Source organism: Saccharothrix sp. ST-888 (genome assembly GCF_000955975.1).
Classification (GTDB): Bacteria; Actinomycetota; Actinomycetes; order Streptomycetales; family Streptomycetaceae; genus Kitasatospora.
Genome location: NZ_JYJF01000042.1, coordinates 1 through 14,934, shown reverse-complemented (window position 1 = coordinate 14,934; position 14,934 = coordinate 1). Strand labels below are relative to the sequence as shown.

General features: G+C 71.3%; 13 protein-coding genes. 9 read left to right on the top strand and 4 right to left on the bottom strand.

All coding sequences use genetic code 11. The features are described from left to right. The first annotated feature begins 381 nt into the window (after positions 1–381). Together UK12_RS15610 and UK12_RS44410 are read left to right on the top strand one after the other, a co-directional pair. Positions 382–1,050: a class I SAM-dependent methyltransferase gene (locus UK12_RS15610; protein WP_045303575.1), complete on the top strand. Its 669-nt coding sequence runs from the start codon at positions 382–384 to the stop codon at positions 1,048–1,050. Positions 1,051–1,084: 34 nt separating this feature from the next. Then, complete coding sequence (locus tag UK12_RS44410) at positions 1,085–1,213, top strand: hypothetical protein (RefSeq protein ID WP_269432017.1); 129 nt, start codon at positions 1,085–1,087, stop codon at positions 1,211–1,213. 129 nt (positions 1,214–1,342) lie between these two features. On the opposite strand, the gene bioD is transcribed toward UK12_RS44410, so the two are convergent. Genes bioD through bioB form a run of 3 tightly spaced genes read right to left on the bottom strand, consistent with a single transcriptional unit; the run spans position 1,343 to position 4,645 of the window. Next, entirely contained in the window at positions 1,343–2,107 is a 765-nt protein-coding gene (bioD, locus tag UK12_RS15605; protein ID WP_045303574.1) for a dethiobiotin synthase, read from the bottom strand. Further along, positions 2,104–3,405, bottom strand: a complete 1,302-nt coding sequence (locus UK12_RS15600) for an adenosylmethionine--8-amino-7-oxononanoate transaminase (protein WP_045303573.1) — start codon at positions 3,403–3,405, stop codon at positions 2,104–2,106. The genes bioD and UK12_RS15600 overlap by 4 nt, the downstream gene beginning before the upstream one ends. 13 nt (positions 3,406–3,418) lie before the next feature. Further along, positions 3,419–4,645 (bottom strand): biotin synthase BioB, encoded by a 1,227-nt coding sequence (gene bioB, locus UK12_RS15595; RefSeq protein WP_045303572.1) that lies wholly within the window; start codon positions 4,643–4,645, stop codon positions 3,419–3,421. A gap of 178 nt (positions 4,646–4,823) precedes the next feature. On the opposite strand from bioB, the gene UK12_RS15590 reads away from it, so the two are divergent. Further along, positions 4,824–5,744: a hypothetical protein gene (locus UK12_RS15590; protein WP_156178751.1), complete on the top strand. Its 921-nt coding sequence runs from the start codon at positions 4,824–4,826 to the stop codon at positions 5,742–5,744. 96 nt (positions 5,745–5,840) lie between these two features. On the opposite strand, the gene UK12_RS15585 is transcribed toward UK12_RS15590, so the two are convergent. After that, the gene (locus UK12_RS15585) at positions 5,841–8,351 is read right to left on the bottom strand and encodes a DEAD/DEAH box helicase (protein WP_045303570.1); all 2,511 of its coding nucleotides are present in this window, start codon (positions 8,349–8,351) and stop codon (positions 5,841–5,843) included. 220 nt (positions 8,352–8,571) lie between these two features. On the opposite strand from UK12_RS15585, the gene UK12_RS15580 reads away from it, so the two are divergent. The 6 genes from UK12_RS15580 to UK12_RS15555 form a co-directional block, all read left to right on the top strand. Further along, a complete protein-coding gene (locus UK12_RS15580; protein WP_045303569.1) occupies positions 8,572–8,859 on the top strand; it encodes a putative quinol monooxygenase in 288 nt (95 codons plus the stop codon). Positions 8,860–8,992: 133 nt separating this feature from the next. Continuing rightward, a complete protein-coding gene (locus UK12_RS15575) occupies positions 8,993–9,835 on the top strand; it encodes a nitrilase-related carbon-nitrogen hydrolase (protein WP_045303568.1) in 843 nt (280 codons plus the stop codon). A gap of 13 nt (positions 9,836–9,848) precedes the next feature. After that, a complete protein-coding gene (gene hydA, locus UK12_RS15570; protein ID WP_045303567.1) occupies positions 9,849–11,258 on the top strand; it encodes a dihydropyrimidinase in 1,410 nt (469 codons plus the stop codon). A gap of 81 nt (positions 11,259–11,339) precedes the next feature. Beyond that, positions 11,340–12,356 carry a TIGR03842 family LLM class F420-dependent oxidoreductase gene (locus UK12_RS15565; protein WP_045303566.1) on the top strand — a complete coding sequence of 339 codons (1,017 nt, stop codon included), beginning with the start codon at positions 11,340–11,342 and terminating at the stop codon, positions 12,354–12,356. Between the two features lie 258 nt (positions 12,357–12,614). Continuing rightward, positions 12,615–14,162, top strand: a complete 1,548-nt coding sequence (locus UK12_RS15560) for an NCS1 family nucleobase:cation symporter-1 (RefSeq protein WP_045303565.1) — start codon at positions 12,615–12,617, stop codon at positions 14,160–14,162. A gap of 288 nt (positions 14,163–14,450) precedes the next feature. Beyond that, positions 14,451–14,934: protease pro-enzyme activation domain-containing protein (locus tag UK12_RS15555; protein ID WP_045303564.1), on the top strand; the 484-nt coding region annotated here is incomplete at its 3' end.

The window sequence follows — 14,934 nt, the reverse complement described above, 5'->3', positions numbered from 1 at the left end:
TGCCCTTCCGCGTACGCGCGACAGCTCTGGCGCGCAGTGCCCAGTGCGCGCAGACCCCCAGCTGTCCCGCGAGCATCGCCGACCGGACGGCGCGACACGGGGTTACGGCGCCGGAGGGCGTGAGCCGGATGCTACTCGGGAGTCACCGCTCTAGCGAGCATTTCCGCAGCTCATAACGGCTTCGGTATCGAAACGGTACGTACCGCGTGAGGATCGGGTGTGCACCGGGGGCGAGTGGAGCAGGTGCGGTGGGATCCTCGGGTGAGGGCTGCGGTGATCCGGTGTGCGGCCGCTCCGGGATGCCCGTCCGCCCGATGGCGCACGGTGGAACCGATCGTGCACTAGGGTCTGTTCACTTGCCACTGTGACCAGAGGAGCGCCATGTCCGGCGGCACCGCAACCACCGAGGGCGGCAGTACGGCCTTCGTGCTGGAGCAGACCAGCCTCGGCCCCGTCCCGTTCCTGCCGGAGATCCGGTTGCGCCAGGCCGAGGAGGCCATCGAACTGTGGGAGCGGACCGAGGCGGCCAAGGGCGAGGTCGGACTGCCGCCCCCGTTCTGGGCGTTCGCCTGGGCCGGGGGAGTCGCGGTGTCCCGCTACGTCCTGGACCACCCCGAGATCGTCGCGGGGCGGAAGGTCCTGGACGTGGCCGCCGGTTCGGGCGTGGTCTCGATCGCGGCGGCACTGCGCGGGGCGGCCGCCGTCCGGGCTGCGGAGATCGACGACTACGCGGTGGCCGCGATCGCGGTGAACGCCGGCGCGAACGGTGTCGAGGTGACCGCGGAGTGCGCCGATCTGCTGGACGGCGACGGCGGGGAGGCCGAAGTCGTACTGGCCGGCGACGTGTTCTACGAGCGCTGGATGGCCGACCGCTTCCTGCCGTTCCTGGAGCGCGCGCACGCCCGGGGTGCGGTGGTCCTGGTCGGCGACCCGGGCCGGGCGTACCTGCCCCGGGGGCGGTTCACGGCGGTCGCCTCGTACGAGGTGCCGGTGATGGCGGACTTGGAGAACAGCGCGGTGAAGACCACCACGGTGTGGCGGCTCGCCTGATCCGGCTGTCCGGACCGGCGGGTGATCCCGAGGGGTGGAATTCACGGTGGCCCCGGTGCGCCGGGTGCTCCAGGGCAACGAGCAGGCCCAGCGCGCCTGGAGGGCGGCCGGGTACGTCCGCGAGGAGCAGTGGTGCCGCTGGGTCAAGCCGCTCTCACCCTGACCGGACGGGACCCGGCCCGACCCCTTCGCCGACCGCGACCCCGCTCCCGGCCGGGCGTACGAGCCCGGCCGGGTGGCTGCGGTCGGTCCGCGCGGTTGCGGCAGGAGTGGGGCGGAAATTGACTCAGCGTCAGTTGTCCGGCCGGTGCTCGGCGGTGAAGGCCGCCGCGTCCCAGTCGCCGCCGAGGGCGGGGGCGAGCGCCTGGCGGGCGCGGCGCCGGAAGGGTGTGCTGCCGCCCTCGGCCACGCCCTCGGGCAGGGCGCCGAGCAGTGGAGCCTCGGCGGAGGCCGGGAGGTCGGCGAGGTTGCAGCGGGAGGCCAGGTCGGGGTCGGCGGGCCAGGAGCCGACCACCACGCCCGCCAGCTCCAGGCTGCGGGCGCGCAGCGCCTCGGCACTGAGCGCGGTGACGCTCAGCGTGCCGAGACCGGCTGCCGCGACCAGCAACACCCTTGGGCGCAGGCCGAGTTCGGCCGTGGCGACGGCCATGTCGGCGAGGGTGTGCCCGTCCTCGTCGTACCGGACGAGCAGGCCGCCGGCGCCCTCGACGATCACCAGGTCGTACTGCTCGGCGAGGTCGGCCACGGTCTCGGCGACCTGCTTGGGGCCGATCGTGGGCAGTCCGGACCGCCGGGCGGCGGTGTCGGGGGCCAACGGCTCGGGGTAGCGGGCGAGTTCGACCGGGTGGACGGCCGGACCGGCCAGCCGGAGGACCTCGTCCACGTCCCCGGGCTCGTCCGGGGTGACCCCGGTCTGGCCCGGCTTCAGGACCGCCACGGTACGCCCGGCGTCCAGTGCCAGGGCCGCGACCGCGGCGGTGGCCATGGTCTTTCCGACCTCGGTCCCGGTCCCGGTGACGAACAGGATGCCGTCGGTGCTGCTCGTGTCGGTGCTCATCCCGCCACCGCCGCGGCGGTCACGGCGGTGCCGATCCGCGCCAGGTCCTCGTCCCCGGTGATGTACGGGGGCATGGTGTAGAGCAGGTCGCGGAACGGCCGGAGCCAGACGCCCTCGCGGGCGGCCGCCTCGGTCGCCGCGGCGATGTCGACCGGGTGGTCCAGCTGCACCACGCCGATCGCGCCGAGCACCCGGACGTCGCGCACGCCGGGCACGTCGACCGCGTCCGCGAGACCGGCCCGCAGGCCCGTCTCGATGCGCTTGACCTCCAGCCGCCAGTCCTGGCGGAGCAGCAGGTCGATCGAGGCGTTGGCGACGGCGGCGGCCAGCGGGTTGCCCATGAAGGTCGGCCCGTGGGCCAGCACCGGCATCTCGCCCTTGCTGATGCCGTCGGCGACCTCACCGGTGCACAGGGTGGCGGCGAGCGTCAGGTAGCCGCCGGTGATGGCCTTGCCCAGGCACATCACGTCGGGGGAGATGCCGGCGTGCTCGGCGGCGAACAGCGCGCCGGTGCGGCCGAAGCCGGTGGCGATCTCGTCGAAGACGAGCAGTACGCCGTGCCGGTCGCACAGTTCGCGCAGCAGCCGCAGGTACGCGGGGGAGTGGAAGCGCATCCCGCCCGCACCCTGCACCACCGGCTCCACGATCACGGCGGCCAGCTCCCCGGCCGTACGCTCGATCAGCTCGGCGAGCTCGGCCGCGTAGGCGGGGTCGACCGGGGCGTCGAACCCGGCCGGGGGCTCGCCGGCGAAGACCTGCTGCGGCAGCACCCCGCCCCAGAGCTGGTGCATCCCGCCCTCGGGGTCGCAGACCGACATGGGGTGGAAGGTGTCGCCGTGGTAGCCGCCGCGCCAGGTGAGCAGACGACGCTTCTCCGGCCGCCCGAGCGACTGCCAGTACTGCAGGCACATCTTCATCGCGACCTCGACGGACACCGAGCCCGAGTCGGTCAGGAAGACGTGCTGCAACGGCTCGGGGGTGATCTCGACCAGCCTGGTGGCCAGCCGGACGGCGGGCTCATGGGTGAGCCCGCCGAACATCACATGGCTCATCCGGCCGAGCTGGTCGCGGACGGCCTGGTCCAGTTCGGGGTGGCCGTACCCGTGGATGGCGGCCCACCAGGAGGACATGCCGTCGATCAGTTCCCGGTGCCCGGCCGCCGGTTCGGCGAGCCGGAGCCGCACTCCGGACGCGGACTCGACCACGTACGGGGTGGCCTTGCCGGGCATCGGCGAGTACGGGTGCCAGACGTGGGCCCGGTCCAGCGAGATGAGGGATTCGGGGGAGAGCTGTGCCATGGGTGCGCGGTCCTCAGGCGTTCGGCGCCAGTTCGGTGCCGGCGCCGCGGCGCCGCACGCGGACCAGGTCGGTGCGGGTCTCGTCCCCGGCCGGGGCAGCGTCCCCGGTCGCGGCGGAGTCCTCGCCGACGGCGGAGTCCCCGGCCGTGCCGCAGGCTCCGGCCGGCGCGGCGGAGCCGTCGCCGCAGGGGCTGCAACCGCCGCCCGTGCCGCACGAGTTGCCGCCCGCCACGTCGGCGCGGTGGCGGGGCAGCGTCATCTCGTCCGTGCCCTCGACCATGAAACCGGCGTCCTTGATCATGTCGAGGTCGGCCTGTCCGGCCTGGCCCTCGCTGGTCAGGTAGTCGCCGAGGAAGATCGAGTTGGCGATGTGCAGGCCGAGCGGCTGCATCGTGCGCAGGTGCACCTCGCGGCCGCCGGCGATCCGGACCTCGATGTCGGGGCAGACGAAGCGGACCATCGCGAGGATCCGCAGGCAGCGCTGCGGAGTGAGGTTCCACTCCTTGGCCAGCGGGGTGCCCTCGAACGGGATCAGGAAGTTGACCGGCACCGAGTCCGCGTTCAGCTCGCGCAGCGCGAAGACCACGTCCACCAGGTCGGCGTCCGTCTCGCCCATGCCCGCGATCAGGCCGGAACAGGCGGAGAGCCCGGCGCCGTGCGCCTTGGTGACGGTGTCCACCCGGTCCGCGTAGGTGTGGGTGGTGGCGATGTCGCCGTAGGTGCCCTCGGAGGTGTTGAGGTTGTGGTTGTAGGCGTCCGCACCGGCCGCGCGCAGCCGCTCGGCCTGGTTGTCGGAGAGCAGGCCGAGGCAGACGCAGACCTCGACGTTCTCGTTGGCCTCCTTGACGGCGGAGATGGTGCCGGCGACCCGGTCGATGTCACGGTCCGTCGGACCACGCCCGCTGGCCACCAGGCAGACCCGCTTCGCACCGCCGGCCAGTCCGGCGGCGGCGGCCTCGGCGGCCTGCTCCGGCTTCAGCCAGGTGTACTTGAGGATCTCGGTCTTGGAGCCGAGCCGCTGCGAGCAGTAGGTGCAGTCCTCGGGGCAGAGCCCGCTCTTCAGGTTCACCAGGTAGTTGAGTTTGACCCGGCGTCCGAACCACTGTCGGCGCACCCGACCGGCTGCTGCAACCACGTCCAGCAACTCGTCGTCAGTGGTGGAGAGAACTGCGAGCGCCTCCTCCTTGGTGGGGAGTTCCCGGCGCAGGCCCTTGGCGGTGAGGGTGTCGAGCAGATCCATGGTCCTGATCCTGCCCGGACAACCCGGGCTCGCGCTAGAGAGAACCCACCAAGATGGCCCTGTGGCCGTGTGCGAGTTGTCACAATGCCGATGATCTTCGATCGCGGACGAAGTGGGCAGGTCGGTGCGGGGCAGGCGGGTCGGGCGGCAGGAAGGCCGTCTGCTTAGAATTTCCGCCATGACCACGCAGGGGGAGCGCGATCCGCGCCCGGTAGGCCAGCAGGACGCCAAACCCGCCCACACCCACCGGGGAGGGGGACGCCGGCCGGTTCTGGTGTGGTGCGCACTGTTGGCGGTGGCGGCGACGGGGGCGGGCTGGATTGCGACCAGTTCCAGCAAAGGCGATCTGATACCGGGTCTCGGCCGGACCGGTTCGGACCTCGGCAAGACCCTCCCGGCCGGGGGCACTGCCTCCGGCGAGCCGCTGACGGAGGCCCAGGCCTTCGCCCCGGACTACTACTTCCCGCTCCAGAGGGCCATCGAGCTGGACGGCTACAAGGCCCGCCGCACCGCCGCCAGGGACGGCGAGGACTGCGGCGAGGTGTTCCAGGACCGCACCCGCAACGTGCTGCGCGACATCGGTTGCGAGAGCTATCTCGCGGTCGGCTTCAGCCAGGCCGACCAGCCGGTGGTGACCAGCCTGACGGTGCTGCGCTTCGCTGACGAGACGTCCGCCCGCAAGGCCCTGGACGCGCTGAAGGACGACCCGGGGGCGGTCTCCTTCCTCACCCCGGAAGCCGCGAACCCGCCCGCGCCCAGCCCCGCTCCCAGCACCTCGACGTCCTCGCAGTCGCCGAGTCCGGGCGGGCAGGCGTCATCGGCCCCGCCGGAGAGCCCGCAGCCGTCCGGGCAGCCGCAGTCCGGGCAGCCGCAGTCCGGACAGTCGCCGTCCGGGCAGCCGCCCCAGGGCCAGTCCGGCGGCACCAACAGCCCCAAGCCGCTGACCGACAGCCAGGTCGAGGTGGTCGGTCACTACCTGACCGTCACCAGCTCCCGCTACGCGGACCTGCGCGCCACCGGTCCCACCCCCGACCCGGCGCTGGACCGCGCGACCCGGGCCGTCTCCTTCACGGCGGGGTCGACCTTCCTCTGGATGTGAGGCCGGCGGATACGAGGCCGGCGGCTGTGAGAACCGCCGACCGTGAGACCGCCGGTCAGGTGCGCCCGGCCGACGGTCTCCCGGAGGCGGCGGTGGTCAGCCGCCCAGGCGGTCCACCGCCGTCACCCGCAGGACCGCCCGGCCCTCCTCGTCGGAGCCGTACAGGTCGACCTCGGCGCTGATGCCCCAGTCGTGGTCCCCGTTCGGGTCGTCGAAGATCTGCCGGACCCGCCAGGCGGAGTCGTCCTCCTCGATCAGCAGCATCTTGGGACCGCGCGCGTCCGGTCCGGTGCCGAGGTCGTCGTACTCCTCCCAGTACCCGTCCAGCGCGTCCGCCCAGCGGTCGGCGTCCCAGCCGTACTCGCCGTCCAGCTCGGCGAGCTCCTCGTAGTGCTCCAGCGCGCAGAGCTCCACCCGGCGGAACATCTCGTTGCGCACCAGCACCCGGAAGGCGCGGGCGTTGGCGGTGACCGGCGCGGGCTTGTCGTCGAGGCGGACCTCGGCGGCCTCGGGCGTGGTCGGGTTCGCCAGCTGCTCCCACTCGTCCAGCAGACTGGAGTCGACCTGGCGGACCAGCTCGCCGAGCCAGGCGATGACGTCCTTGAGGTCGTCGGTCTTGATGTCCTCGGGGACGGTCTGCTCCAGCGCCTTGTACGCGCTGGCCAGGTAGCGCAGCACGATGCCCTCGGTGCGGGCGAGCTCGTAGTGGCCGACGTAGTCGGTGAAGGTCATCGCGCGCTCGTAGAGGTCGCGGATCACCGACTTGGGCCGCAGCGGGTGGTCGCCGATCCACGGGTGCGCCCGCCGGTAGACCTCGTACGCGTGGCCGAGCAGCTCCTCCAGCGGCTTGGGGTAGGTGATCTCCTGGAGCCGCTCCATCCGCTCCTCGTACTCGACGCCGTCGCGCTTCATCTCGCCGATGGCCTCGCCGCGCGCCTTGTTCTCCTGCGAGGCGAGGATCTGGCGCGGGTCGTCGAGGGTCGCCTCGACCACCGAGACCACGTCCATGGCGTACGAGGGCGAGGTCGGGTCGAGCAGTTCGAAGGCGGCCAGGGCGAAGGTGGAGAGCGGCTGGTTGAGCGCGAAGTTCTCCTGGAGGTCGAGGGTGAGGCGGACGATCCGGCCCTCGGCGTCCGGCTCGGGCAGGCGCTCGACCACGCCGCCCTCGAGCAGCGAGCGGTAGATGGCGACGGTGGAGCGGATGTGGCGGCGCTGCGCGGCGCGGTCCTCGTGGTTGTCGGTGAGCAGCTTGCGCATCGCCTCGAAGGCGTTGCCGGGGCGGCCGATCACCGAGAGCAGCATGGCGTGGCTGACCTTGAACCGGGAGACCAGCGGCTCCGGGTCGGCGGCGATCAGCCGCTCGAAGGTCTCCTCGCTCCAGCCGACGAAACCTTCCGGCGCCTTCTTGCGCACCACCTTGCGCCGCTTCTTGGGGTCCTCGCCGGCCTTGGCGAGCAGCTTCTCGTTCTCCACCACGTGTTCGGGGGCCTGGGCGACGACCTGGCCGACGGTGTCGAAGCCGGCCCGGCCCGCGCGTCCGGCGATCTGGTGGAACTCGCGGGCGCGCAGCACCCGGACCCGCTGCCCGTCGTACTTGGACAGGGCCGTGAACAGCACGGTGCGGATCGGCACGTTGACGCCGACGCCGAGGGTGTCGGTGCCGCAGATGACCTTCAGCAGACCGGCCTGGGCGAGCCGCTCGACCAGCCGGCGGTACTTGGGCAGCATGCCCGCGTGGTGCACGCCGATGCCGTGCCGGACGTAGCGCGAGAGGTTGCGGCCGAACTTGGTGGTGAAGCGGAAGTTGCCGATCAGGGCGGCGATGGCGTCCTTCTCCGCCTTCGAGCACATGTTGATGCTCATCAGCGACTGCGCCCGCTCGACGGCTTCCTTCTGGGTGAAGTGGACCACGTAGACCGGCGCCTGGCCGGTCTTCAGCAGCTCCTCCAGGGTGTCGTGCAGGGTGGTGCGGCGGTACTCGTAGAACAGCGGCACCGGGCGGGTGGCGGAGCGGACCACGGTGGTCGGGCGGCCGGTGCGCCGGGTGAGGTCCTCCTCGAAGCGGCGGACGTCACCGAGGGTCGCGGACATCAGCAGGAACTGCGCCTGCGGCAGCTCCAGGATCGGGACCTGCCACGCCCAGCCGCGGTCCGGCTCGGCGTAGAAGTGGAACTCGTCCATCACGACCTGGCCGATGTCGGCCCGCTCGCCGTCGCGCAGCGCGATCTGCGCCAGCACCTCGGCGGTGCAGCAGATGATCGGCGCGGTCGGGTTGACGCTGGCGTCGCCGGTCATCATGCCGACCTGCTCGGTGCCGAACATCTTCACCAGGTCGAAGAACTTCTCCGAGACCAGCGCCTTGATCGGCGCGGTGTAGAAGGTCCGCTTGCCCTCGGCCAGCGCGGCGAAGTGCGCGCCCGCCGCCACCAGGCTCTTGCCCGAGCCGGTGGGGGTCGCCAGGATCACGTTGTTCCCGGAGACCAGCTCGATCAGCGCCTCCTCCTGGGCTGGGTAGAGGGTGATGCCCCGCTCCTGCGTCCACTCGACGAAGGTCTCGTACAGCGCATCGGGGGTGGCAGGGCTCGGCATCAGGTCCAGGAGGGTCACTCCGCTATCTTGCCTGCTCGCGATCGTCCCGGGCAAAGCCTGCCGAACAGGCGGCCGACCGGAGCGGCGCGGCCCCGTCCCGGAGCCGGTGGCCCGGATGCCCCTCCGGCCCGGGCGGGCGGACGGCCGGGACCCTGCGCTGACGGACCGTCAGAGATCGCGGATACCCTTGAGCGCACCGGGGCCGGGCCGGTCCCGTCGATCCGAAGGAGACCATCCGATGATCCTCATAGCCGAGCTGACCGCGGTGCCCGACCAGGCCGACCGCCTCCGTACGCTGCTGGAAGGCATGATCGAGCCCTCGCTGAAGGAGCCGGGCTGCCGCTCGTACCAGCCGCTGGTCGACCCGAACCGCCCGGAGCGGATGGTGATCATCGAGGAGTGGCAGGACGAGGAGGCGCTCCAGGAGCACTTCGCCACGCCGCACTTCCGGCACGCGAGCGAGGTCCTGGACACGATCCTCGCCGAGCCGCTGGCACTGCGGCGGCTGACCCCGCTGGAGGGCTGACGGGGCCGTGCGGCCCCGGGGTTTCGCGGCGGAATGAAAGTGGCTTCCCGGCGTTACAGCGTGGCACTACACGTGGCGCCGGGAAGCTCCTAGTCTCAACGGTCTACAGCACCTTCGTCGAAGGAGTGGACCGATGAGCCGAGTCGTTCGAGCAGCTCTCTTCCAGACCGCCTGGACGGGTGACCCGGAAACGATGATCGCGGCCCACGAGAAGGCGGCCCGGGACGCGGCCGCGCAGGGCGCCCGGATCATCGGATTCCAGGAGGTCTTCAACGCCCCCTACTTCTGCCAGGTCCAGGAGCCCGAGCACTACCGCTGGGCCGAGCCCGTCCCCGACGGCCCGACCGTGCGCCGGATGCAGGAGCTGGCGCGCGAGCTGGGTCTGGTGATCGTCGTCCCGGTGTACGAGGCCGAGCAGTCCGGTTTCTACTACAACACCGCCGCCGTGATCGACGCCGACGGCTCCTACCTCGGCAAGTACCGCAAGCACCACATCCCGCAGGTCAAGGGCTTCTGGGAGAAGTACTACTTCAAGCCCGGCAACCTCGGCTGGCCGGTGTTCGACACCGCCGTCGGCAAGGTCGGCGTCTACATCTGTTACGACCGGCACTTCCCCGAGGGCTGGCGGGCGCTCGGCCTTGCCGGCGCCGAGATCGTCTACAACCCCTCCGCGACCAGCCGGAGCCTGTCCTCCTACCTGTGGCAGCTGGAACAGCCCGCCGCCGCCGTCGCCAACGAGTACTACATCGCCGCGATCAACCGGGTCGGCGTGGAGGAGTACGGCGACAACGACTTCTACGGCACCTCCTACTTCGTCGACCCGCGCGGCCGGTTCGTCGGCGAGGTGGCCTCCGACAAGGAGGAGGAACTTCTCGTCCGCGACCTCGACCTGGACGTGATCGAGGAGGTCCGCCAGCAGTGGGCCTTCTACCGCGACCGGCGCCCCGAGGCGTACGGCCCGCTCACCGAGGCCTGAGAGGAACGGGAACATGAACCGTACGGTGATCCGCGGCGGCCTGGTCGTCACCGCCGCCGAGGAAGTGCACGCCGACGTCCTGATCGAGGGCGAGAAGGTGGTGGCCCTGGCGTCCTTCGGCAGCGGCGTCGCCGAGGGCTGGACGGCCGACCGCGTGCTCGACGCCCGCGGGCTGTACGTCATCCCCGGCGGCGTGGACGCGCACACCCACATGGAGCTGCCGTTCGGCGGCACCTCCGCCTCCGACACCTTCGAGACCGGCACCCGGGCCGCCGCCTGGGGCGGCACCACCACCATCGTGGACTTCGCCGTCCAGTCGGTGGGCTCCTCGCTGCGCGAGGGACTGGACACCTGGCACGCCAAGGCCCAGGGCGCCTGCGCGATCGACTACGGCTTCCACATGATCCTGGCCGACGTCACCGAGCACAGCCTCAAGGAGATGGACCTGCTGGTCGCGGAGGGCGTGACCTCGTTCAAGCTCTTCATGGCCTACCCCGGCGTGTTCTACAGCGACGACGGGAAGATCCTGCGCGCCATGCAGCGCGGCGCCGACAACGGCGGGCTGATCATGATGCACGCCGAGAACGGCATCGCCATCGACGTCCTGGTCGAACAGGCCCTCGCAGCCGGGAAGACCGACCCGCGCTACCACGGCGAGGTCCGCCGCGAGCTCCTGGAGGCCGAGGCCACCCACCGGGCCATCAAGCTGGCCCAGGTGGCCGGCTCCCCGCTCTACGTCGTTCACGTCTCCGCCGCCTCGGCGGTCGCCGAACTCGCCGCCGCCCGGCGGCAGGGACTCAGCGTCTTCGGGGAGACCTGCCCGCAGTACCTCTTCCTCTCCACCGACAACCTGGCCGAGTCCGGAGCCGACGGCTTCGAGGGCGCCAAGTACGTCTGTTCCACCCCGCTGCGCCCGCGCGAGCACCAGGCCGAGCTGTGGAAGGGCCTGCGCACCGGGGACCTCCAGGTGGTCTCCACCGACCACTGCCCCTTCTGCTTCAGCGGCCAGAAGGAGCTCGGGCGCGACGACTTCTCCAAGATCCCCAACGGTCTGCCCGGCGTGGAGAACCGGATGGACCTGCTCCACCAGGCGGTCGTCGAGGGCCGGATCTCCCGTCGCCGCTGGATCGAGATCGCCTGCGCCGCCCCGGCCCGGATGTTCGGCCTCTACCCGCGCAAGGGCACCATCGCCCCCGGTGCCGACGCCGACATCGTGCTCTACGACCCGGCGGCCACGCAGACCCTCTCCGCCGCCACCCACCACATGAACGTCGACTACTCCGCCTACGAGGGCAAGGAGGTCACCGGCAAGGTCCGCACCGTCCTCTCCCGAGGTGCCGTCGTCATCGACGACGGTGCCTACCTGGGCCGGGCCGGACACGGGCGCTACCAGCCGCGCGCCACCTGCCAGTACCTCGACTGAGCCGAGACCCGCCGTACCGGCAGGCACCCGCAGGTACCTGCCGGTGCCTCCGAACCACCTGGGCAACCGTTAAGGAGAAGTGTGGACATCGGACTTGTGCTCCAGACCGACCCGCCCGCGCAGCTGCTCGTCGAGCGGATGAAACGGGCGGAGTCGGCGGGTTTCACCCATGGCTGGACCTTCGACTCGGTGGTGCTCTGGCAGGAGCCCTTCGTCATCTACAGCCGGATCCTCGCCGAGACCAGCCGCCTGGTCGTCGGCCCGATGGTCACCAACCCCGCCACCCGCACCTGGGAGGTCACCGCCTCCCTGTTCGCCACCCTCAACGACATGTACGGCAACCGCACCGTCTGCGGCATCGGCCGCGGCGACTCCGCGATGCGGGTGGCCGGCCGCCACCCCGCCACCCTGGACCGGCTCTCGCAGGCCATGCACGCCATCAAGGAGCTCGCCGAGGGCCGCGAGGCCGAGGTGGACGGCACCGCCATGCACCTCCCCTGGGTCAAACCGGGTGCCCGGCTCCCGGTCTGGACGGGCGCGTACGGCCCCAAGGCGCTCGCGCTGACCGGGCGCCAGGCGGACGGCTTCATCCTCCAGCTCGCCGACCCCTTCCTCACCGAGTGGATGATCAAGGCCGTCCGCGCCGCCGCCGCCGAGGCCGGACGCGACCCCGCCTCGCTGACCATCTGCGTCGCCGCCCCCGCGTACGTCACGGAGGACGACTCGCCCGCCGCGCTCGCCCACGCCCGCGAGCAGTGCCGCTGGTTCGGCGGAATGGTCGGCAACCACGTCGCCGACCTGGTCGCGCGCTACGGCGAGCACTCCGGGATGGTCCCCGAGGCGCTCACCGCGTACATCAAGGACCGGCACGGCTACGACTACTCCCACCACGGCCGGGCCGGGAACCCCGACACCGCCTTCGTCCCCGACGAGATCATCGACCGCTTCTGCCTGATCGGACCGCCCGAGGCCCAACTCGCCCGGCTCGCCGAGCTGCGCGCCCTCGGCGTCGACCAGTTCGCCGTCTACGCCATGCACGACGCGGTGGAGGCGACCATCGACGCGTACGGCAAGAGCGTCATCCCCGCGCTCGGCTGACACCCCGTCGGGCGGCCGACCCCGCCGGGCCGGCCGCCCGACCGCTCGTCGAATCCCGATCGCTTGGCGAATCCGGACCGCTTGTCGAAGGCGGCCGCACCCGGGGCGGCCGCAGACACCCGGCGCCGTGGGCCGCTCAAGAGCGGCCACGAACCTCGGCGCGCGCCGCTTCTTCGTACCACCCCGAGGGCCCGGTGCTGCCCCCTCGGGAGGTGTCACGTCCCGCTGCACGAGACTCCGCGAACCGAGGTGGCTTCGATGTCCTCCAGTGCACGCTCAAGACCCGGCACCGCCACGACGCAGCAGAGCTTTCCCGACGGCCGAGTCGCCCTCGCTGCGGACGTCGTCCTGGACGATCCCCGCTTCGCCAACGACGACCTGGCCCCCGTGCCCGTCGAGAAGCGCACCTGGGGTGTTTACAACTACCTGAGCCTCTGGGTGGGCATGGCGCACAACATCCCGTCCTGGACCCTGGCTTCGGGCCTGGTCGCGCTCGGCATGGACTGGAAGCAGGCCGTCCTCACCATTGCGTTGGCCAACCTGATCGTGCTCGTGCCGATGCTGCTCAGCGGGCACGCCGGCACGAAGTACGGGATCCCGTTCCCGGTGTTCGCCCGCGCCTCCTTCGGGCTGCGCGGGGCCAACCTGCCGGCGCTGCTGCGGGCCGCCGTCGCGTGCGCGTGGTTCGGCATCCAGACCTGGATCGGCGGTGAGGGGATCTTCCTGCTGGCGGGGAAGCTGCTCGGCGCGTGGTGGCGGGACGCCGGGCAGGTCGCCGGGCAGCCGTGGACGCTGTGGCTGGCGTTCGGAGCGTTCTGGCTGATCGAGATCGCGGTGATCGCCCGGGGCATGGAGACGCTGCGCCGGTTCGAGAACTGGGCGGCGCCGTTCGTGATCGTGGGCGCGCTGGCGCTGCTGGCCTGGATCGTGGTGAAGGCGGGCGGGTTCGGCCCGCTGCTGTCCCAGCCGTCGGCACTCGGGTGGGGGAGCGGCTTCTGGAAGGTCTTCTTCCCCGCACTGATGGGCATGATCGGCTTCTGGTCGACGCTGTCGCTGAACATCCCGGACTTCACCCGCTTCGGCGGCAGCCAGCGCGCCCAGATCCGTGGCCAGGCCCTCGGTCTGCCCACCACCATGACGCTCTTCGCGCTGCTCTCGGTGCTGGTCACCTCCGGCTCCCAGGCGGTCTACGGGGCCCCGATCTGGGACCCGATCGCGCTGGCGGCGAAGACGGACAGCGTCGCGGGCACACTGTTCGCCCTGCTGGTCGTCCTGGTCGCCACCCTGTCGGTGAACATCGCGGCGAACGTGGTCAGCCCCGCCTACGACCTCGCCCACCTGCTGCCGCGCTTCGTCAACTTCCGTACCGGCGCGCTGATCACGGGCGTGGTCGGGATCGCCATCATGCCGTGGAAGCTGATCGCCAACCCGCACGTCTACATCTTCACCTGGCTCGGTGTGGTCGGCGGCCTGCTCGGCACGGTGGCCGGCATCCTGATCGCCGACTACTGGCTGCTCCGCAGTACCCGGCTCGCCCTCGAAGAGCTCTACCGCCCCGACGGCCGCTACTGGTACACGGGCGGCTGGAACCTCCGCGCCGTGCTGGCCTTCCTGGTCGGCAGCGTCTTCGCCGTCGGCGGCTCCTACTCCACCCTCGACGCCCACGGCGTCAAGCAGGGCCCCTTCCCCGCCGACGGCGTGATCCCCTTCCTCAAGCCCCTCGCCGACTACGGCTGGGCCGTCGGCCTCGGCTCCGCCCTCCTCCTCCACACCCTCCTCGGCCTCGGCCCGGGCAACGATCGCTGACGCTTCCGGACTCCGGCAGCCCGGGCCGGCCGGCCGGAGTCGAGGAGGACACGGGCTTCACGATCCGGGTGATTGGGTGGCGGTCCGGTGGACATCCCCAACTCTGGCTGTGGTGCCGTCAGTTAACTGTATGGAGGCGCTGTCATTCCGTTGCTGCTCCCAGCCTGTTCACAGTTGACTGTTTTTTAGTAAGGAATTGCTCAGACTTGGACCCAATTCTGAGAGTTTCCTGGGAACTTCGGACAAGCGCTCCCACATCGGAGCGACCCCCACTTCCCGGAGGATCCCGTGCGACCCCGCTCGCTCGTCCTTGCCTCGGCACTCGCCGTACTGCCGCTGACCGCGGCGTCCCTGGGTGCCACGGCCGCCTACGCCGCGCCGACTCCCCACGTCTCGGCGCCCCGGGTGGCCCTGCCCAACACCGTGACACCCGCGGTGGCCCACTCCCAGAAGCAGGGCGACGTCCCCGCCGCCCAGCAGATATCCGTGGCCGTCAGCCTCGAGCTGCGCAACACCGCGCAGCTCGACCGGTTCCTCGCTGCCGTCAGCACCAAGGGTTCGCCCGAGTACGGGCACTACCTGACGCCGGCCCAGTTCACCGAGCGCTTCGGCCCGACCCAGGCCGACGTCGACCAGGTCCGTTCCTACCTGGCGGGCCAGGGTCTGAAGGTCGCCTCGGTCAGCGCCAACCGCCAGGTGGTCAACGCCACCGGCAGCAACGCGCAGATCGCCAAGGCCTTCGGCACCCACGAGAGCCGCTACGTCGACCAGC